The organism is Gardnerella swidsinskii (assembly GCF_023277705.1).
Lineage (GTDB): Bacteria > Actinomycetota > Actinomycetes > Actinomycetales > Bifidobacteriaceae > Bifidobacterium > Bifidobacterium swidsinskii.
Map to the genome: position 1 here is coordinate 355,288 of NZ_CP083176.1, position 19,077 is coordinate 374,364.

At 41.4% G+C, this 19,077-nt stretch carries 9 protein-coding genes and 1 tRNA gene; 5 read left to right on the top strand and 5 right to left on the bottom strand.

Features of this window, described 5'->3' with window-relative positions:
• Positions 1–51: 51 nt before the first annotated feature.
• The 5 genes from K9E37_RS01470 to K9E37_RS01490 form a co-directional block, all read right to left on the bottom strand.
• On the bottom strand, positions 52–2,751 hold the full coding sequence (locus K9E37_RS01470; RefSeq protein ID WP_248893428.1) for an FtsK/SpoIIIE family DNA translocase: 2,700 nt from the start codon (positions 2,749–2,751) through the stop codon (positions 52–54).
• A 123-nt stretch (positions 2,752–2,874) separates the two neighbouring features.
• Positions 2,875–3,888 carry a class C sortase gene (locus K9E37_RS01475; RefSeq protein ID WP_076002945.1) on the bottom strand — a complete coding sequence of 338 codons (1,014 nt, stop codon included), beginning with the start codon at positions 3,886–3,888 and terminating at the stop codon, positions 2,875–2,877.
• An 89-nt stretch (positions 3,889–3,977) separates the two neighbouring features.
• Positions 3,978–5,615, bottom strand: coding sequence for a SpaH/EbpB family LPXTG-anchored major pilin (locus K9E37_RS01480; RefSeq protein ID WP_248893430.1), 1,638 nt, complete (start codon positions 5,613–5,615; stop codon positions 3,978–3,980).
• Between the two features lie 226 nt (positions 5,616–5,841).
• Positions 5,842–9,555: a Rib/alpha-like domain-containing protein gene (locus tag K9E37_RS01485; protein WP_248893432.1), complete on the bottom strand. Its 3,714-nt coding sequence runs from the start codon at positions 9,553–9,555 to the stop codon at positions 5,842–5,844.
• A gap of 456 nt (positions 9,556–10,011) precedes the next feature.
• A tRNA-His gene (locus K9E37_RS01490) sits at positions 10,012–10,087 on the bottom strand.
• A 140-nt stretch (positions 10,088–10,227) separates the two neighbouring features.
• Here K9E37_RS01490 and purT point away from each other — a divergent pair.
• The 5 genes from purT (at position 10,228) to purM (ending at position 19,053) form a co-directional block, all read left to right on the top strand.
• Positions 10,228–11,511, top strand: coding sequence for a formate-dependent phosphoribosylglycinamide formyltransferase (purT, locus tag K9E37_RS01495; protein ID WP_248893434.1), 1,284 nt, complete (start codon positions 10,228–10,230; stop codon positions 11,509–11,511).
• A 175-nt stretch (positions 11,512–11,686) separates the two neighbouring features.
• On the top strand, positions 11,687–12,469 hold the full coding sequence (gene purC, locus K9E37_RS01500) for a phosphoribosylaminoimidazolesuccinocarboxamide synthase (protein ID WP_248893436.1): 783 nt from the start codon (positions 11,687–11,689) through the stop codon (positions 12,467–12,469).
• A 142-nt stretch (positions 12,470–12,611) separates the two neighbouring features.
• Entirely contained in the window at positions 12,612–16,367 is a 3,756-nt protein-coding gene (locus K9E37_RS01505) for a phosphoribosylformylglycinamidine synthase (RefSeq protein WP_248893438.1), read from the top strand.
• Between the two features lie 83 nt (positions 16,368–16,450).
• A complete protein-coding gene (purF, locus tag K9E37_RS01510) occupies positions 16,451–17,938 on the top strand; it encodes an amidophosphoribosyltransferase (RefSeq protein WP_248893440.1) in 1,488 nt (495 codons plus the stop codon).
• Between the two features lie 80 nt (positions 17,939–18,018).
• Positions 18,019–19,053, top strand: a complete 1,035-nt coding sequence (gene purM / locus K9E37_RS01515; protein ID WP_004108361.1) for a phosphoribosylformylglycinamidine cyclo-ligase — start codon at positions 18,019–18,021, stop codon at positions 19,051–19,053.
• Positions 19,054–19,077: the final 24 nt, after the last annotated feature.

Here is a 19,077-nt window from a genome sequence, read left to right on the forward strand (position 1 = left end):
AAACTTCTAGCACATCACACAACTTGGTACTGCACATAACAATACAATATCTTATAACGAATCTGACTCACCACGAATAAAAGCCAAAACTTTTGGCAAATCTTCCGGCTGAACCAAAACTTCGCGAGCTTTAGAACCTTCAGAAGGTCCCACTACTCCTCGAGATTCAAGCAAATCCATCAATCGACCTGCCTTTGCAAAGCCAACGCGCAACTTGCGCTGAAGCATTGAAGTAGAGCCAAATTGCGAGCTAACAACAAGCTCTGCAGCCTGAAGCAACTCATCCATATCGTCGCCAATATCGCTAGTTTTAAGCTTGCTTTGAGCTTGAGCATCAGCTTTTTGAGCCATTTGCTCAATATCTTCACGATACTTTGGCTTGCGCTGCGTGCGAACATACTCAACAGCCTTACGAATTTCAGATTCACTCACCCACGAACCCTGCACACGCTGAGGCTTAGCAGCACCCATTGGAAGGAACAAAGCGTCACCTTGACCAATCAAAGTTTCCGCACCAACAGTATCGAGAATAACCCTGGAATCCGTTGCAGATGAAGTAGCAAAAGCCAAGCGAGAAGGAATATTTGCTTTAATCAGGCCTGTTACAACATCAACAGACGGACGCTGAGTAGCGAGAACTAAATGCACACCTGCAGCTCGAGCAAGCTGAGTAATACGCTGAATAGAACTTTCCACATCGTTCTTAGCAACCATCATCAAATCAGCCATCTCATCTACAACCACAAGTAAATACGGGTATGGAGCAACTTTTCGCTCAGATCCAGCCGGAGCATGAACCTTTCCTTCACGAACAGCCTTGTTGAAATCTTTAACATGACGGAAACCAAAGAATTGCAAGTCATCGTAACGAGCATCCATCTCTTTAACAACCCATTCAAGAGCCTGCGCAGCCTTCTTAGGATCTGTAATAATCGGAGTAAGCAAATGCGGAATGCCAGCATAAGCAGAAAGCTCCACGCGCTTAGGATCGACCATAATCATGCGAACTTGTTCAGGAGTTGCTCTCATAATAATCGAAGTAAGCATTGAATTAATGAAACTCGACTTACCAGAACCAGTAGCACCAGCAACAAGCAAATGCGGCATTTTATCGAGAGCTGCCGTTACGAAATGACCTTCAACATCTTTTCCAACGCCTGTAAGCATAGGATTAGGGTCATTCATAGCTTTTTGCGAGCGCAGAACATCTCCCAAATGCACAATTTCGCGGTCGACGTTTGGAATTTCAATACCAATAGCAGACTTTCCTGGGATTGGCGACAAAATACGCACATCCGTACTAGCTACAGCGTATGCAATATTTTTTTGCAAATTCGTAACTTTTTCAACTTTTACACCAGGACCAAGCTCAACCTCGTACTGCGTAACAGATGGGCCTCTAAGGAATCCAATAACGTGAGCGTCAACGTCAAACTGTTCGAAAGTAGAAGTTAACGCGCGAATAACGTTATCGTTTGCTGGAGTTCTCGCAACATGAGGCTTGCCATAAGCCAAAAGATTCAAATCAGGGAGCATGTAAGGTTCAGAGGAAGAATCAAAAGAAGGCTCATTATTATTGCCAGCACCATTTTCACTGTCGGTAGCATTTTCATTATCTGAATCTTCCTGATCCCTGCGATATTGATTCATACGTTCAGCTGGAATACTTGACCATGGATCGCTTGCAGATAAAGAGGAATCACTCATAGGAGCTTTTGGCAATATTTCTTCAGAAACAGGCTTTGATGAAGATGAAACACTTCTAGGTGTAAGTTGACTCGAATTATTATCAGCATTTTCAAATTGAGAATTATTTACAGCATTATTATCTGAAGAGCTGCTCACAGTTCTTGCTTTACGAGGTTCAACTCTTTCAAGATTATCTGCACTATTACCGTGAGAAGCAGCATGCGAAAATGCATCATCGCCAGCGTATTCGTCAAGCAATTCCCCATTATTATTACTGTTTTTACGCTTAAAGAATGATTTAAACAGTTTCAGCACAGAAGACATTTGAGAAGATCTGCTATTATTTTTCGGCAACTCTTCATTGTGAGTTGGCACATCATCTGCAAATTCCAAAGAATTGGTTTTGCTGTCAGAATTATCTTCTGCAGAGTTTCCTAAATCTTCAGAAGACTTTTTATTATTATACTTAGCAAGAATAGCAGCCACGACTTGAGCTATATCAGTTACATGAAGGCGAGTAATCATTAATATCGAAAAAATAGCAGCCACTACAAAAATAATAATTGCAAAAATACGAGAAAGACCCCACGATAGCGGAGACCCGAGCACAAAACCTAATAACCCACCTGACTTCTGTACAGTGTCTAAATTAAACGCTTTTCCGCGAGGTGCAGAAGAAATATCAAGAATTGAGCAAACAGACAACAATAGAATAATAAATCCGCTAATAACACGAGGATTACCAGAGCCAGCTCCACTGTTACGCATCAACCTAAAAGCAACAACGCTTAACCACACAGGCAGAACAACGCTCATAATTCCAAGCAAACTAGAGGACACAAAATGGAGACCTACTCCAATAAATCCACTAACTCTAAACCATTCTGATGCGCAGAACAAAATCGCAAGAACAAGCATAACGAAGCACAAACCGTCCCTGCGATATGCCTCATCGTATTCTCCAACACCAAAAAGCGAGCGCACTAACTTTCCTAAAGTTCTAGGCACAAACAGGAGAATTGTCTCCCACAATGGTTCACTAGGTGAAGCCTTACCAGCCATAAATACTCCTTCTGCACCATGTGCTATTTAGTACGCCATGTCATCATCAACATACATATTCGTAACCATACCAGTCTACTCCATAGACTGAGGTTATCTAAATGAAGCGGTTGCAGCTGAGTTTTATTTACTGCCAACATGCATTCCTTGCGGCGCAATATTATTATTACGACGTTTTCGAACTATAGCAATAATCATTGTGGCAAGAACCACCGCGCAACTTATTAACGCTATAAGGAACATCGTCATCCAGAATGACCACTGAAGATGATCTTCTGGAGCATGCGCTGGGTCCGGCAGCACACGATACCCCGTCACTAGCAATCTATGCGAGTTAACACCATACGGCGTACATGTAAGCAAAGTCGCTAAATCACGACCCTTTTCACGCTGCAACAAACTAATATCTTCTGGGTCTACAACATTAATGCGAAACACCCTATAGCGCATTGTATAGCCCTGTACATCAATGTAGAAGTAGTCCCCACGCTTCATATCGATTAAACCGTCAAACATGGTTGCTGTAGGCAAACCAGTATGAGCTGTGATAACAGTATGCCTGTTTTTGCCGCCCACTGGCAAATCTGTGCCATACAAGTGCCCTGCTCCGCGAGCTAGAACATCGCGCGAAGCACCATGATAAATCGGTAGTTTTACGCCTATTTTTGGGATTTTTATGATTCCCATAATTCCCATTGGTTCGTCTAGTTGTTTGATATATGACTTATAGTCTGCTGTTTTTTTGTAATTGTCACTACCGTCATACGGATCGGCTGTAAAAATTTTTTTTCTGCGCGCATTGTATTTTCGCGCACTTTTTAGAATAGATTGTCGCACGCTAGCGGCTTGATTATAAGTTACTTTGTCGTAATCTATGGAAATTTGTTTAGACACGTGATTATTCCACAGTGTTGATGCCACTGGGTAGGTGAAGCATAGAATTGCAGCTAGCGCCAGAATGATTGGTTCAATAACGCATTTAAAAACAGATTTTTTGGAATTTGCAGAATTTGAGTCTGCAGAAGATTCGTTTGCAGACGATTCATTGGGAGTGGATTTAAGAATATGTAAGCCTGCTAATCGCTCTACTCTTTCTAAGCTACTGCGGCAAGCTTTTGCAAATTTAGTAAAACTCATAAATCCACTTCCAAAAAGTAAAATAGGGGGCTAAGCAAATACCGCCCAACCCCCTGAGTTTTTTATAATATATTTACGTTAGAAGAATACTAAGCGCGCTTCTTATCTTCTTCTTTGCGATTGTTACGAGTGTAAATAAACACGCTTGCAGCAATCAAAACAATTCCAGCAATAGCGAAAATAAACACGCCATAAGCACCGGTCTTTGGAAGCTTGAACCAGTGGTCGATGTTATTGCTCGTTGGAACATCCTTGAACGAGTAAACAAACGTCTGCGAATTTTTATCATAGCCAGCAGCAGAGGTATAAGTCGTAGGAATAGTAACTTCTTCAACCTTTGGAGCCAAGACATAGTTGTCTGGAGCCTTAGTTTCCACAACGTAGAACTTTTGTCCAACCTTTGCTTTAAATCCAGCTGCTGTCAAACCAGTATCAGCAGTTTCAGTATCAGTAGCAAAGCCCTTAGAAGACTTGTTCTTGCACTTATCTGTAGAACGAGAAGCGTCAGCTGCGCATGCGTCAGCCTCAGTTTTCTTTGCAAACACAGCAAACTTAGCACCCTTAATAGCTTTTCCGTCAGTGCTGCTTATCTTCTTGATCTGGAATTTAACAAGAGTTACCTTAGAATCTGGATTTGGAGTTGGATTAACAGGTTTTGGTTGATCTTTTACAGGAGTACCTTTCTTATATCCTGGCTGATAACCATACTTGTTAACGAGTTCGCCAGCTAGAGCATCTGCCTTAAGAGTGAATTTAAGCTCAACAGTTAACTTTGCATTAGGCGAAGTCTTAAGAGCATTAGCAATTTCGCCAAGACCTGCATCTGTAAACAATACGGTAATACGCTGACGAGTATTATCACCAGGCGTTGCAACAACCGCTACCTTATACTTATCCTCTTTACCGGTAGAATTCTTAATTTCCGTAGTGCCAATCTTAACGCTTTTAACTACATCTTTATTAGAATCATAAGCAGACTTCAATGCGTCATCCCACACAGCAAAGCCTTGATAATCATCAGCCGTACGATCTTTAACAGGCGTACCACTAGTTGTAACTACAGAAGTTGAAATAGTATATGGCAAATCATCCTTTGTACCAACCATTCCTGTAGTATCAACAGTCTTCTTAATAGCATCCTTGGTATAAGCGTTCTTAGGATCAACCTTCACATCATAGGTGTATGTTGTCTTACCAGATTCATTGGCGATTTGTGGAATGGTCATAAAGAATGGCTGCGGAAGCTTTTCGTATCCATCCGGAACACTTGTTTCTTCAACCTTGTATAAGCCGATACCCAATTTATCAAACTTTGCAACACCATTATCATTTGTAGGATTTTCAGTTTCATTATCAAAGCTTAAACCAGCAGAAGAATCATTTGGATTAGCATTAAGAGTTGGAACCTTAGCAGCAACATCAAGCCACTGATCGTATTTTGTTAAATCAAAGTTGGTTACTTTGTAAACCTTGAACTTTGCACCCTTAACAGGAGTTGCCTTCTTCTGATTACCTTTCTCATCGGTTTCATCCTTATACTTAGTGATAGTAATGGAACCAGTCAGCTTCTTACCAGCTTCAGACCAAGGTGCTGGCTTAGCAGATTCAGCACTTGGACTATTAGCAAATGCTACGTTGTTTGCCACCACAGCACCGGCAACGCACAGCGTGCCAGCCATTGCGAGCGAGACGAATGCTGCCACGCATTGTTTAGTGAATTTGTTCATATTCATTCCTTTCATAAATGCTGTTTCCAGCAATTAAAAGTTTTGAAATTTTGATGTAAGTATTTACTTGTTTTTGGTTTTAACCGAATTATTTACATAATTTGCTCATAAATGAGTAAATTTTTTTAGATTTAGTGAAATTATGTTGCAATATCACGCTCCAAAATTCCATGAGATTTTGCATCAAAAACACGCACATTAAAAACATGCACCCAGTAGAAAAGTTTCATACGAGTCGCCACCTTCCAAGCAACTCGTGTCCGCGCTTAGTTTGATCCATTACAAACACAGCAGCAATCAAACTAGACAACATCGCAGAAACAACGCACAAAGACGCATTCCAGCCGCATCCGCCGGTCTTTGGCAGAGTGAATGGTTTCACAACGTGAATCATGAAAGTCTTAAACTCGTAATCTTTACCCCTGGTGTACTGATCTCCGTGAACATCATGCAACAAATCATATTTAGCACCATGATGACTACTCATATCATCAAAAGATTTCTTAGCGTCTGGTTTCAAAGCCCAAGCAACGCACTGATAGTCACCAGTTTTTTCTGGAATACCATCGAGCGTAGCAGTAGTACGTTGAGCAGCATCGAACGGATTATTCGGATTATCGTTAGCGTTATAGCTATACAATTTATGCTGCGCGTTGCAATTAGAATTATTCTTACATTTCTCACGCTCGGAGTACGTATCAACATGACTCCATGTAATTGGATTACTTGCTTTCATACCCGCAAGTTTTGAAACAAAATCACGGTCATCATTTTCGCATAAAACTTCCAAGCCTATTTTCTTCTCAGTTTTATTACCACTATTCCACACGTCTTTTGTAGACCAAGCGTCAATAAACGGTCTATGCATAAGACTCATGCCACTCATAATGGTAAGACCGCTACCACTTCCAAACTGACCATCAGCATCACTAATATCAGGCGCATCAGGAGAATCTGACCTTAGCACTCGAAGCTTTATATCATCGCCTTCCATAGGATCCGCTGTCACTTGCGCGTACACCGGATTTGGTTTACTTACACCATCGCCATTACCAGCATCTTTATCAGTAGACTTTGAACCGTCCGGATAATGTACGATCACAGGAATTTTATACACGCCAGGCTTCTGCCACTTAAGCGGCTTAAAAGACATCACTCCATAGTGAGAACCATCACCCGTACCATGGTTTTTACCAGTCTTCCCACCATCGCTAGGCTTATTGTCTTGACCATTATCGTAGAAAGACATTCCATAAGGATGATCCTTATCCTTCTTATACCAACCAGGATTATCTTTCTTATACTGCTTTTCATCAAACTCGAACCAAGTGCCGTCTGGAAGTGCGCCTTCTTCTATATCATCCTGATGAGTAGCATTATTAGCGCCTTTCTTACTCGTAGGCACATCAGTCATATTCTTATAACCGTTAGTAAGACTTGCATGATATTCACCAGCCTTCACTTTCAACGGCACATAACTAGGATTATTCCTATGCGCGTAAGAAGCTTTAACACTAAACTTTAAAGTTTGATCATTCCAATCTTTACCCTTTGAATTCTTAGTATCGCCCTGAGTACCATAATTAGCAAATAGCTTATAAACAACACTTCCGCCAGTGTCATTGACAATTATGTCATCGAAATTCTTAAGACTAACAGCATTGTTAAAAGCAAACACGCGACACTCATACTTACCGCTTTTCTTAGGTGTTCCGGTAATAATCGCGCGAGAACGAGCCATAGTATTCATGTTGTACTCGTCTTTAGTTAAATGCGAGTATTTAAAATCATTAAGATTACAGTTTTTATCATTCCTGCACTTGTTTTCTTCGTCTTCCGTAGCAATCTTCCATTGACGAAAAGCTGTAAACTTTAATCCGTTAACTTCACCAAAAGGCTTGTTTTTCACTTCATCCCATTTAAGAAGCGTATAATTATCCTTATTTTCTTCGTGGCAAATAGCGCGGAATGTAATCGGAGACTTATTGTTAGCAGACCACGCGTCAGGTATAAGAAGCCTACTACTATCTATCTGCTTATCTTTATCAAGATTCGTGTAATGATCCGTATGATACGAACCATAAGTAATACGGTCGGAATAGTTACTACCGTAATCGTGCATACCTGCACCCTCAGCAATAGAAAAACCTAAATCGTTATTGCCTACAGTAAGTGGCGTTACTTTAACGTGAGCATAAACCTGCCCATTATCCGTACTACTTGAGCCATCAGGATAGTGAGCAATTACAGGAGTATCGTAATTATTAGGATCTTGAGGTTTGCTCGGAGTAAAAGTTACTTCACCAGTACTAGTATTAGTCATTTTTGACCAAGAAAGCACTGGTTGAGAATATTTATTACTCTTACCAAGCTCAAACCTAGTACCTTTCGGAAAATCGCCTTTAGTAATCCCCTTATTTTCTGGAACCGACGTAATTGATTTTCCAGCTTGCACCTGTTTTTTATCATAATCTGGATACACAGGCTTATAAAAATGAGACATAGGCCAAACTTTGAATTTAGCGACAACCGTCTCTGAAAAAGGCTGAGGATGATTACAGTTGTACTTATTTGGATTAGGGTATGTTACTTTAATCGGTATATAGACTGTATGATTTTTATGCGAGTCTGCTGGGTTAAAATACACTTTACCTGTAGACTTGTCAATCCACGCATGACCTTGTTGTAAAGGCTCTGGCTTCTGCTTATTAGGATCATCAAAAGTAACTTGAGCATTGGATCCCTTATTGTTATCAAAATAAGCATTACCATCAATAGAATAAGTAAGATTCTTAGGAATATGATCGTACAGTTTACCTCTTTTACCGTCACTACCATAATCAGGAACAAAACTACCCTTATTATTGAAGTAATCACCAGGATTCTCTTGCCAGTGACCATCATCGGTATAAGCTCTCACAGAAGAAGCTTGACGAGGCTGCAAATCCTCCGACTCCTCAAAATGCAACCCACCAGGCTTAGTCGGATTGGTACTATTATCCCACTCCACGTTATCTGGTATGCCATCACCATCATGATCATAAGGACCATAAGTTGCATAATCACGCTCATGAGATTCAGCATTCGTAGCCTGATATCCAGCAATAATAGGCATGTAACGAATATCAGTACCATCTGGCACATCTGCAGTAATAACCCAACGGTAGCAAGTCGTAGAATTAGCACTCTCAAACGAACGCAGCATTATACCAAAGTCGCCATTGTCATGCCACTTCTTTATCTCGCATAAACTGTAATTCTTAAATTTAGACTCAGAATCAACATTATACCCACAGCCAAAATGACCATCACCAACAGTATCTTCCCATTGATCATTGAAATCTGTATTGCCATACGTATAATGCCAACGAGAAATTGTTTGAGACCAGCCCCATTTCTTATCCCAAGTTTTCATTGTTTCTGGGATGCCGCTAGCATTCTGAGTTGACCAGTCATTCCACTTTTTCTCGTAAACATTTCGCCTATCTCTTTTCACTCTAATAGTGTCCGTAATAAGCTGTTTCGGAAGATCTACATAAAAAGTAGGTCGCGCTGGAATACGCTGTCTAGGCTGAGAATCTAAACGCTCAAGAAAAGCATAGTTAAAATATATTTCATACTGCACATGAGTACCATTAGAATCCTTAGTAATCGTTGGCGTAATATGCATATTTTCAACAGCATTACCAACGCCATTACCATTAGCAGTAAAATACCCATATCCACCATACGACCACATAACCTGAGCAGCACTTGCAGGCTTAACAGGCACAACAAGAACAGCAAGAATGGTCACCACGGCAACAATCAGCGCAAGAGCCGCGCGACGAATGTAATACAATTTAGAAGCGTTAGCAACAGAGCACCCTTTAGTGCAACCTTTAGATTTTTGTAAAGTTACAGAACCGCTAACATCATCAAGCGCATGATGACGATTCATAAAACTACAAGTTATACGCATAAGGTTAGAGAAACAGCCATGAAGCCGTAACATTCTAACGCCTCGATTTCCAAAAATCTAAAAGCTACTCGAATACTCATGCCTGTTGGTTTTATGAATCAATAAGCACTGCCCGGGGTGCAGAACACTGCATTATCAGCAGCAAATGAGCGCGAAATATCACAAACTACTAAAGCAAACGTCGATACGAACGCAAGCAGGCACAATCATGTCCAAAATCAGTAGGCGAATTTACGCCAAAAACTTAAACGCAAGATAATGTAGTGCACTACCGCTAAGCACACACATAGTTGTACCCCCATGAAAAATTTCAAGTAAAATTTGCAAATTTCTTAATATTCATAAAAATTCCTAAATTCGGGGTTATATGCGGGTTATAGGCAAAATATTGCAATCCAAAAACAAAAAACGGCAGATATTTACCTGCCGTTCAAGTGGGGTGGCTAACGCGGCTTGAACGCGCGACCTTCTGAACCACAATCAGATGCTCTACCGACTGAGCTATAGCCACCATGCGCGTGAAAACATACATAATCACACAACAAAGGGATACTATACACGATTTTCTAGATTTCCGCCAGAGCAACACACTTCGGCGCGTCGTAGTAGCAACATCAATTATTCGACAATGGCAAATGCAACAATGGGTGTATGAGTTTTTCTGAGCAAAATCAACGCATTTTTGGCGTAACTGCAAATAGCAACAACACGACAGCACTTCTTCTTGGCTCAGGCGAGCTTGGCAAGGAAATTGCGATTGAGCTTATGCGATTAGGCGTGCTAGTATGCGCTGCCGATAGCTACAAAAACGCTCCTGCAATGCAAATAGCTCACGAATACCACGTGCTAGATATGTCGAATCCGCAAGAATTGCAAGAACTTATTTCCAATGTGAATCCTGACATTATTATTCCAGAAGTTGAAGCTATTGCTACTGAAGTTTTGAAAGATGCTGCTAAAAAGAATATTCAAGTCGTTCCTAGCTCAGATATTGCCGCGATTGCAATGGATCGCGAGCGCTTGCGTAGAATTGCGCACGAAGATTTAGGACTGCCTACTACACCGTATTGTTTCGCTTCATCTTATGAAGAGTTAGAGGATGGAGCTAAAAAAGTTGGCTATCCTTGTGTAGTTAAGCCTGTTATGAGCTCTTCTGGTCATGGTCAGTCAATAGTTCGTAGTTCTGAAAATTTGCTTGCAGCTTGGAATGAAGCTCAGCATGGCAGGCGTGCAGCAGCTGGTCATGAGAATGAGTGTTCACGCGTTATTGTTGAAGCTTTAGCTCCGCTTGATTATGAGCTTACAGTACTTACAATAAGCTCTTGCGCAGGAATTACTACTTGTGAGCCGATCGCTCAGTGTCAGCAAGACGGAGACTATAGAGAATCTTGGCAGCCTGCAAATATTCCTGAATCGATCCGCACTAATGCGAAAGATATTGCAAAGCGCGCTGTAGAAGGTTTGACTGATATTGCGCAAGAAGCTGGCGAAGCAGGTTGGGGCATTTATGGAGTCGAACTATTTGTATTAAAAGATGGCTCACTGTTATTTAACGAGCTTTCACCTCGCCCACACGATACTGGCATGGTAACTATGATTTCGCAGCATTACAGTGAATTTGCATTGCATGCATTGGCTATTTTGGGAGTTCCAGTTACAGCTAACTATACTGAGCTTTCTTTGAAAAATAATGAAGTTGCAGCAAGTCACGCCATTGTTATTAAGGCGGAAGGATCTGTTGGTTTTACGAATATTGCTCAAGCTTTGCAATCTGGCGAAAATTATCGATGCAACTTGCGTATTTTTGCTAAGCCTTCTGTACATGGTCACAGACGAATGGCAGTTTCTTTAGCTACTGGATTAACGCAGGAAGAAGCTAGAGAAAATGCGACACGCATCGCTATGTCGCTAAAAACTATACAAACGAATGCTTAGATACATTGAAAATTAAGGCATAGGAGTTAAAAAAGATAATAATTTACAGTATGTACGAAGGGAAATTTTGTAGGTAACAATTGTTACGCTAATCGTGCTGGCAAAGGTCAGGTAAACCTACAAATATTGTTGGTTTGCGCCTACAACTGTGAATGCACATAAGAGAGGGCATATCATGGAAAAACTTGAGAAGTTGTACGAAGGCAAAGCCAAAAAACTGTATGCTACCGATGACACCAATGTGCTATGGGTTGAATACATGAACCAGGCAACAGCTGGTAACGGTCTGAAGAAAGCTCAGATTGCAGGTAAAGGCAGTTTAAATAACCGGATTACTTCGTTACTATTCCATTTACTTGAGGCGCGCGGCGTAAAAAGCCACTTCCTCGGACGAATTTCCGATACTGAACAACTTGTAAAGCGTATGCGCATGTTCCCACTGGAAATTATTATGCGAAATACTGCTGCAGGTTCTTTTGCAAAACGTTATAACGTTAAAGAAGGAACACCTTTAAAGAAGCCATTGTTGGAGTTCTGCGTAAAGTCCGACGAGCTTGGTGATCCATTTATTAATCCTGAAGGCGTTGTGGCTCTTGGATTAGCAACAGATGAAGAAATGACGGAAGTCACTCGTCAAGCTCATGCTGTTAACAATGCTTTGTTGGATATTTTCTCCAAGATTGATGTTCAGCTTGTTGACTTCAAGATTGAAGAGGGCGTGGACGCCGAAGGAAATATTCTTCTCGCTGATGAAATAACTCCTGATACTTGCAGACTTTGGGATAAGCGCAATGCTGGTACGAACGGAGTAAGTCATTTGGACAAGGACTTGTTCAGGCGCGATTTAGGCGACATCATTCCTGCTTATGAAGAGATTTACGATAGGCTTGCATCTTTAGCTCAAAGCGAAGGTTTGGATGTTTCTGTGCGCAAACCTGACGATTGCGTAGAACGATAATGATTGTTGTGGCTCGTACCTTTAGGGGTGCGAGCCACATGCATTCTTAATGTGATTTTGAATAATTTAATATTTATAATTTAAAACCAATACAACAATAAACACTGCATTCATACCGCACATTCAACAAGGTAGGTTTCTCGTGGTATTTCGCGTATATGTGGAAAAACGCACTGGTTTTGACGTTCAAGCGCAACAGCTTTTACATGAGCTTAGGGAGATTCTTGGCATAAGCGCGATTACTTCCGCAAGAATTATTAACCGTTATGACGTTGAAGGTATCAGCAAAGATTTATTCGACAATGCTGTGCAAACAGTATTAAGCGAACCTCCAGTTGATAATACTTACGATTACTTGCCTATTGAAACCGACGAGCACGTATTTGCTGTAGAATTTTTGCCTGGTCAATTCGATCAGCGTGCGCAATCTGCTAGCGAATGCATTCAACTTATTAGTCAAGGCGAACGCCCAACAGTGCGCACTGCTAGAGTAATCGCTTTAAAAGGTAATCTTGACGAAAAAGCACTAAACGATATTAAACACTACGTTATTAATCCTGTTGAAGCGCGAGAAGCTTCACTTGATGAGGTAAAAAGTTTACAGCGAGAAGCAGTTGTACCATCTGATGTAGAAGTAATTAGCTCATTTAACGATTTAGACGAAGCTGGATTACAAGACTTTATTAATACTCGCGGTTTGGCAATGGATTTGGCTGACGCAAAGTTCTGCCAGAAGTATTTCTGTGAAGAACATAGAAATCCTACTATTACAGAAATTCGCGTTATTGATACGTACTGGTCCGACCACTGCCGTCACACGACTTTTGGCACCGAGCTTACAGATATTTCCATTGACGATAACACTGTTCAAGAAGCATTTAGCCGTTATCTTGATTTGCGAAAAGAACTAAATCGCGAAAATAAGCCTATTTGCCTTATGGATATGGCAACTATTGGCGCAAAATACTTAAAGCATACTGGCGAGCTTAAAAATTTGGACGAGTCAGAAGAAATCAACGCTTGCACAGTAAAAGTTAAAGTGGACGTAAACGGTCACGACGAAGATTGGCTATTCCTGTTTAAAAACGAAACACATAATCATCCTACAGAGATTGAGCCTTTCGGTGGAGCTGCAACGTGCATTGGTGGCTGCATCCGCGATCCTCTTTCTGGACGCTCTTACGTGTATCAAGCAATGCGCGTAACTGGTGCTGCAGATCCACGCACGCCTATTAGCGAGACTTTAAACGGTAAGCTTCCACAGCGAAAAATCGTAACTTCTGCCGCCGCAGGATACTCTTCTTACGGAAATCAAATTGGTTTAGCTACTGGCGAAGTGCATGAACTTTATCATCCGGGTTATGTTGCAAAACGTATGGAGGTTGGTGCGGTTGTTGCCGCTACCCCAGCCGACCATGTGCGCAGAGAAACTCCAGCTCCTGGCGATGTGATTATTCTTCTTGGCGGACGCACTGGTAGAGATGGTATTGGAGGCGCTACCGGCGCTTCTAAAGCTCAAGATGTTGAAAGTATTGAAGAGTGCGGAGCTGAAGTTCAAAAAGGTAATGCTCCTATTGAGCGAAAACTCCAACGACTTTTCCGACGCAAGGATGCTTGCCAACTTATTAAGCGTTGCAACGATTTTGGCGCTGGCGGCGTTTCTGTCGCAACTGGCGAAATTGCTGACGGCTTAACTATTAATCTCGACAAAGTTTCTAAAAAGTATGAAGGTCTCGATGGCACTGAGCTTGCTATTTCTGAATCTCAAGAGCGCATGGCTGTCGACGTTGCGTCAAGTGATGCTGAAGAATTTTTGAAGTATGCTCGTGAAGAAAATCTTGAAGCAGAAATAATAGCGACTGTTACTGAAGAAGCGCGAATGCGAATGACTTGGCGTGGAAAAACCATTGTTGACTTAAGCAGAGCATTCTTAGCTTCTAATGGCGCTCCAAAACAGCAGATATTGCATATTGAAAGTGGAGAATCTTACGAAACTCCATGGCAGAATCAGTCAGATTTGCCGTTAGAAAAGCGCATGCATAACTTAGTTTCGGATATTAATATTGCTTCAAATAAAGGCTTATCTGAACGATTTGATTCTACTATTGGCGCTGCTACTGTGCTTATGCCTTTTGGCGGTCGCCGTCAGCTTACTCCTGCTCAAGCTATGGTTGCTAAATTCCCAGTATTTGGCGAAACAAACACAGCTTCCGCAATGGCTTGGGGATTTAATCCGTATTTGATGGAAAAGAATCAGTTTACTGGAGCTTATGTTGCGGTTGTTGAATCATTGGCAAAGCTAGCAGCTAGCGGTTTCACTCGCGAACGTGCTTACTTGAGTTTACAAGAATATTTTGGCAAACCTCACGATATTCCAGAGCGTTGGGGAAAGCCAGCTGCAGCAGTTCTTGGTGCTTTAAATGCACAACTTGATTTTGGCGTTGGAGCTATTGGCGGCAAGGATTCTATGAGCGGCAGTTTTGAGAATCTGGATGTGCCACCAACTTTGATTTCGTTTGCTGTTTCTACTGGAGATGCACGTTTAACTGTTTCACCTGAATTTAAGGGTGTAAATCATAAAGTTATACGTATTGCTCCGAAGTATAAATCCGACGGAATTACTCCAGAAAAAGAAAGCTTCCTGAAAGCAATAGAAATTGTAGAAAATATTACGAAAAACAAGCAAGCTCTTGCTATATCTACTCCTGGCTACGGTGCTAGTGCAGAAAGCTTATTCAAAATGACGCTTGGAAATCATATTGGTCTTAAATTATTCAACAATTTAAGCGACGATGATTTATTTAAGCTAGCATATGGAAGCTTCTATGTTGAGCTTAAAGAAGACGCTGAAGTTCCGTCGTTAGCTAATACAAGCTTGGTTGACGTTGAGCTTGTTGGCGAAACAACTGAAAATTACGCGATTACTTCATCAAATGGCGAAGAAATTGATTTAAGTGATTTACAAAAAGTTTGGGAAAGCGCACTTTCCTCAATCTTCCCATATAAAAAGCCTGGCGAGATTGTAGAAACTATTAATAGCGAAACTAATGTTTCTACTACAGACCGCATGCACACAGGAAAACTAAAGCCGCTTTCGCATCCTCGCGTTATTATCCCAGTTTTCCCTGGAAATAATTGCGAATACGATACTCAAGCTGCTTTTGAAAAAGCTGGAGCAGACGCTCATACGCTTATTATTAATAATTTAAGCGCAAAAGATATTGCACGATCAGCTGAGAGATTGGTTGAAGAGATTAAAAAGAGTCAAATTGTAATGATTCCAGGAGGCTTCTCCGGAGGCGATGAGCCGGACGGTTCTGCGAAATTCATTACAGCATTCTTTAGGAATCCAGCAGTAACAGACGCAGTTCGTGACTTGCTTAATAATCGTGACGGTTTAATGCTTGGAATTTGCAACGGCTTCCAAGCGCTTATTAAGCTTGGTCTTGTGCCTTTTGGTGACATTATCCCAATAAATTCCGAATGCCCAACTCTTACCTACAACACTATTGGCAGACACCAAAGTAGGATTGTTCGCACTAGAGTTGCTTCAAATCTTTCACCATGGTTAGCAAATACGCAAGTTGGAGACATGCATACTGTTGCAATTTCTCATGGAGAAGGTCGCTTTATTGCAACGCCAGAAGTTATGGAAAAGCTTATTAACAACGGCCAAGTAGCTACGCAATACGTTGATAGCAATGGCGTTCCAAGCATGAGTTTGAATGTGAATCCAAACGGATCGATTATGTCCGTTGAAGGAATTACCAGCCCAGATGGTCGAGTTTTTGGAAAAATGGGACATTGCGAGCGCGCAGGTCGTGACTTGTATGTCAATATTCCTGATTTCCACGAGCAACCATTGTTTGAAGCTGGTGTTGAATATTTCACTGCATGAGCTTTAGTTTACAGTTGCAAAACTTGTATCAAAATAACTACAAAATTCGACGATTACAATCATCGATTATTAGGGGGGTATGAATGTCTGCAGAACTTGAAGATATTCACGAAGAATGCGGCGTATTTGGTGTGTGGGGTCATCAAGATGCAGCTAGGCTGACATATTTTGGACTTCATGCGCTACAGCATCGAGGACAAGAAGGTGCCGGCATTGTATCTAACGACAATGGCAAACTGCATGGGTATCGCGGATTGGGATTGCTAACTCAAGTATTTAGCAATGAACAAGTTATGGATCGTCTTACTGGAAACAGGGCTATCGGTCACGTGCGGTATGCTACTGCAGGTTCTGGAAGCGTTGATAACATTCAGCCTTTCCTATTCCGTTTCCACGATGGAGACGTAGCTCTTGCTCATAACGGAAATTTGACAAATTGCACTAGCCTACGTAATTCCTTGGAAGATAAAGGCTCAATATTCCACTCAAATTCTGATACTGAAATATTGATGCATTTAATTCGCCACTCCAGTAAAGCAACTTTTATGGATCGCCTAAAAGAAGCTTTACAAACTGTTCATGGCGGTTTTGCTTACTTATTGCTTACTCAAGATGCACTAATCGGAGCAACTGATCCAAATGGTTTCCGCCCTCTTTCGCTTGGTCGTATGAAGAACGGCGCGTACGTGCTTGCTTCTGAAACTTGTGCGCTTGATATTGTGCGAGCAGAGTTTATTCGCGATATTGAGCCTGGCGAAATCATTGTTATTAATGACGATGGCTACACTATTGAGCAATATACAAAGCACGTGCAGCATGCAGTATGCTCAATGGAATTTATTTATTTCGCTCGCCCAGATTCTAATATTTACGGTATTAATGTTCATTCTGTACGAAAGCGCATGGGTGCACGTTTGGCTAAAGAATCTCCTATTGAAGCAGATATGGTTATTGGAGTTCCTAATTCTTCACTTTCTGCTGCTGCAGGATACGCTGAAACAAGCGGAATTCCAAACGAAATGGGATTGATTAAAAACCAGTATGTTGCACGCACTTTTATTCAACCGACGCAAGAATTACGCGAGCAAGGCGTTCGTATGAAACTTTCTGCTGTTCGTGGTGTAGTTGCAGGAAAACGCGTTATCGTTATTGACGATTCGATTGTTCGCGGAACTACTTCTAAGCGCATTGTGCAATTGCTTCGAGAAGCTGGCGCTAAAGAAGTGCATATGCGTATTTCTTCCCCTCCGCTTAAATATCCTTGCTTCTACGGTATCGATATTCAAACTACGAAGGAACTTATTGCAGCAAAGCATTCAGTTGAAGAAATTCGCGAGTATATCGATGCTGATTCCTTAGCATTTTTGTCTTTAGATGGATTAGTCGAGTCGATTGGATTAAAAAAGCCTGCTCCTTATGGCGGTTTGTGCGTTGCTTACTTTAATGGTGACTACCCTACTGCACTAGACGATTACGGCGAAGAATTCTTGGCTTCACTTACTCCTGAAGAACGCGAACATTTGCAAGAAGTAAGGAAACATAGTAAATATTCGCACGAAGATCTTATATAACTTAATAATTTAATTGTTTATTGCAATTTATAAATAAAACTTAAGAAAATACTTATAACAGTGTTACGAAAGGAACCGATATGCCACATGCATATGAAGAAGCTGGCGTAAGCGTAGAAGCAGGATACGAAGTAGTACGTCGTATTAAATCTCATGTAAATCGCACAAAGCGCCCAGGCGTTGTAGGTGGCATTGGCGGATTTGGCGGCTTATTTGATTTGGCGTCTCTTGGTTACAAAGAGCCAGTGCTGATTTCTGGCACGGATGGCGTTGGAACCAAGCTTGTGATTGCAAAAATGATGAATAAGCATAACACTATTGGCATTGATTGCGTTGCAATGTGCGTAAACGATATTGCAGCTCAAGGTGCCGAGCCGCTTTTCTTCCTCGATTATATTGCATGCGGAAAAAACAATCCTGAAATACTTGAGCAAGTAGTTTCAGGCGTTGCAGACGGTTGCGTGCAATCAGAAGCAGGTTTAATTGGCGGCGAAACTGCTGAAATGCCTGGAATGTATGACGAAGACGAGTACGATCTTGCAGGTTTTGCAGTAGGCGTTGCAGAACGTTCTAATATTGTTGATGGATCCACTATTACTGCCGGCGACGTGCTTATCGGACTTCCTTCTTCAGGAGTTCATTCAAACGGATTCTCTCTTGTTCGCAAAGCTTTGTTTGAAGAAGCAGGTTTTAGCGTTGACACCAAGCTAGATGAGCTTAATGGCAAAACACTTGGCGAAGTTCTTCTTGAACCCACTCGAATCTACGTAAAAGCTTTAAAGCCACTTTTTGCTGAACATCTTATTAAGGGAGTTGCTCATATTACAGGCGGCGGATTTATTGAAAATGTTCCGCGCATGTACGCAGATGATTTAGCTGCAAAAATTGATACCACTAGCTGGAGCGTTCCACCTATTTTTGGCGTTATTGAACAAGCAGGCAAAGTTGCTCACGCTGAAATGTTCAACGTTTTTAATATGGGCATTGGCATGGTTTTGGCAGTTGATGAAAGCCGAGCAAACGAGGCAATGCGAGTACTAAACAAGCATGACGAAACCGCTTATATTATTGGCAAAATGGCTAAGCGAGAAAACGTTGCAGTTGAGTTGTTGTAAACTGCAAAACTGCAAAACCGCAAA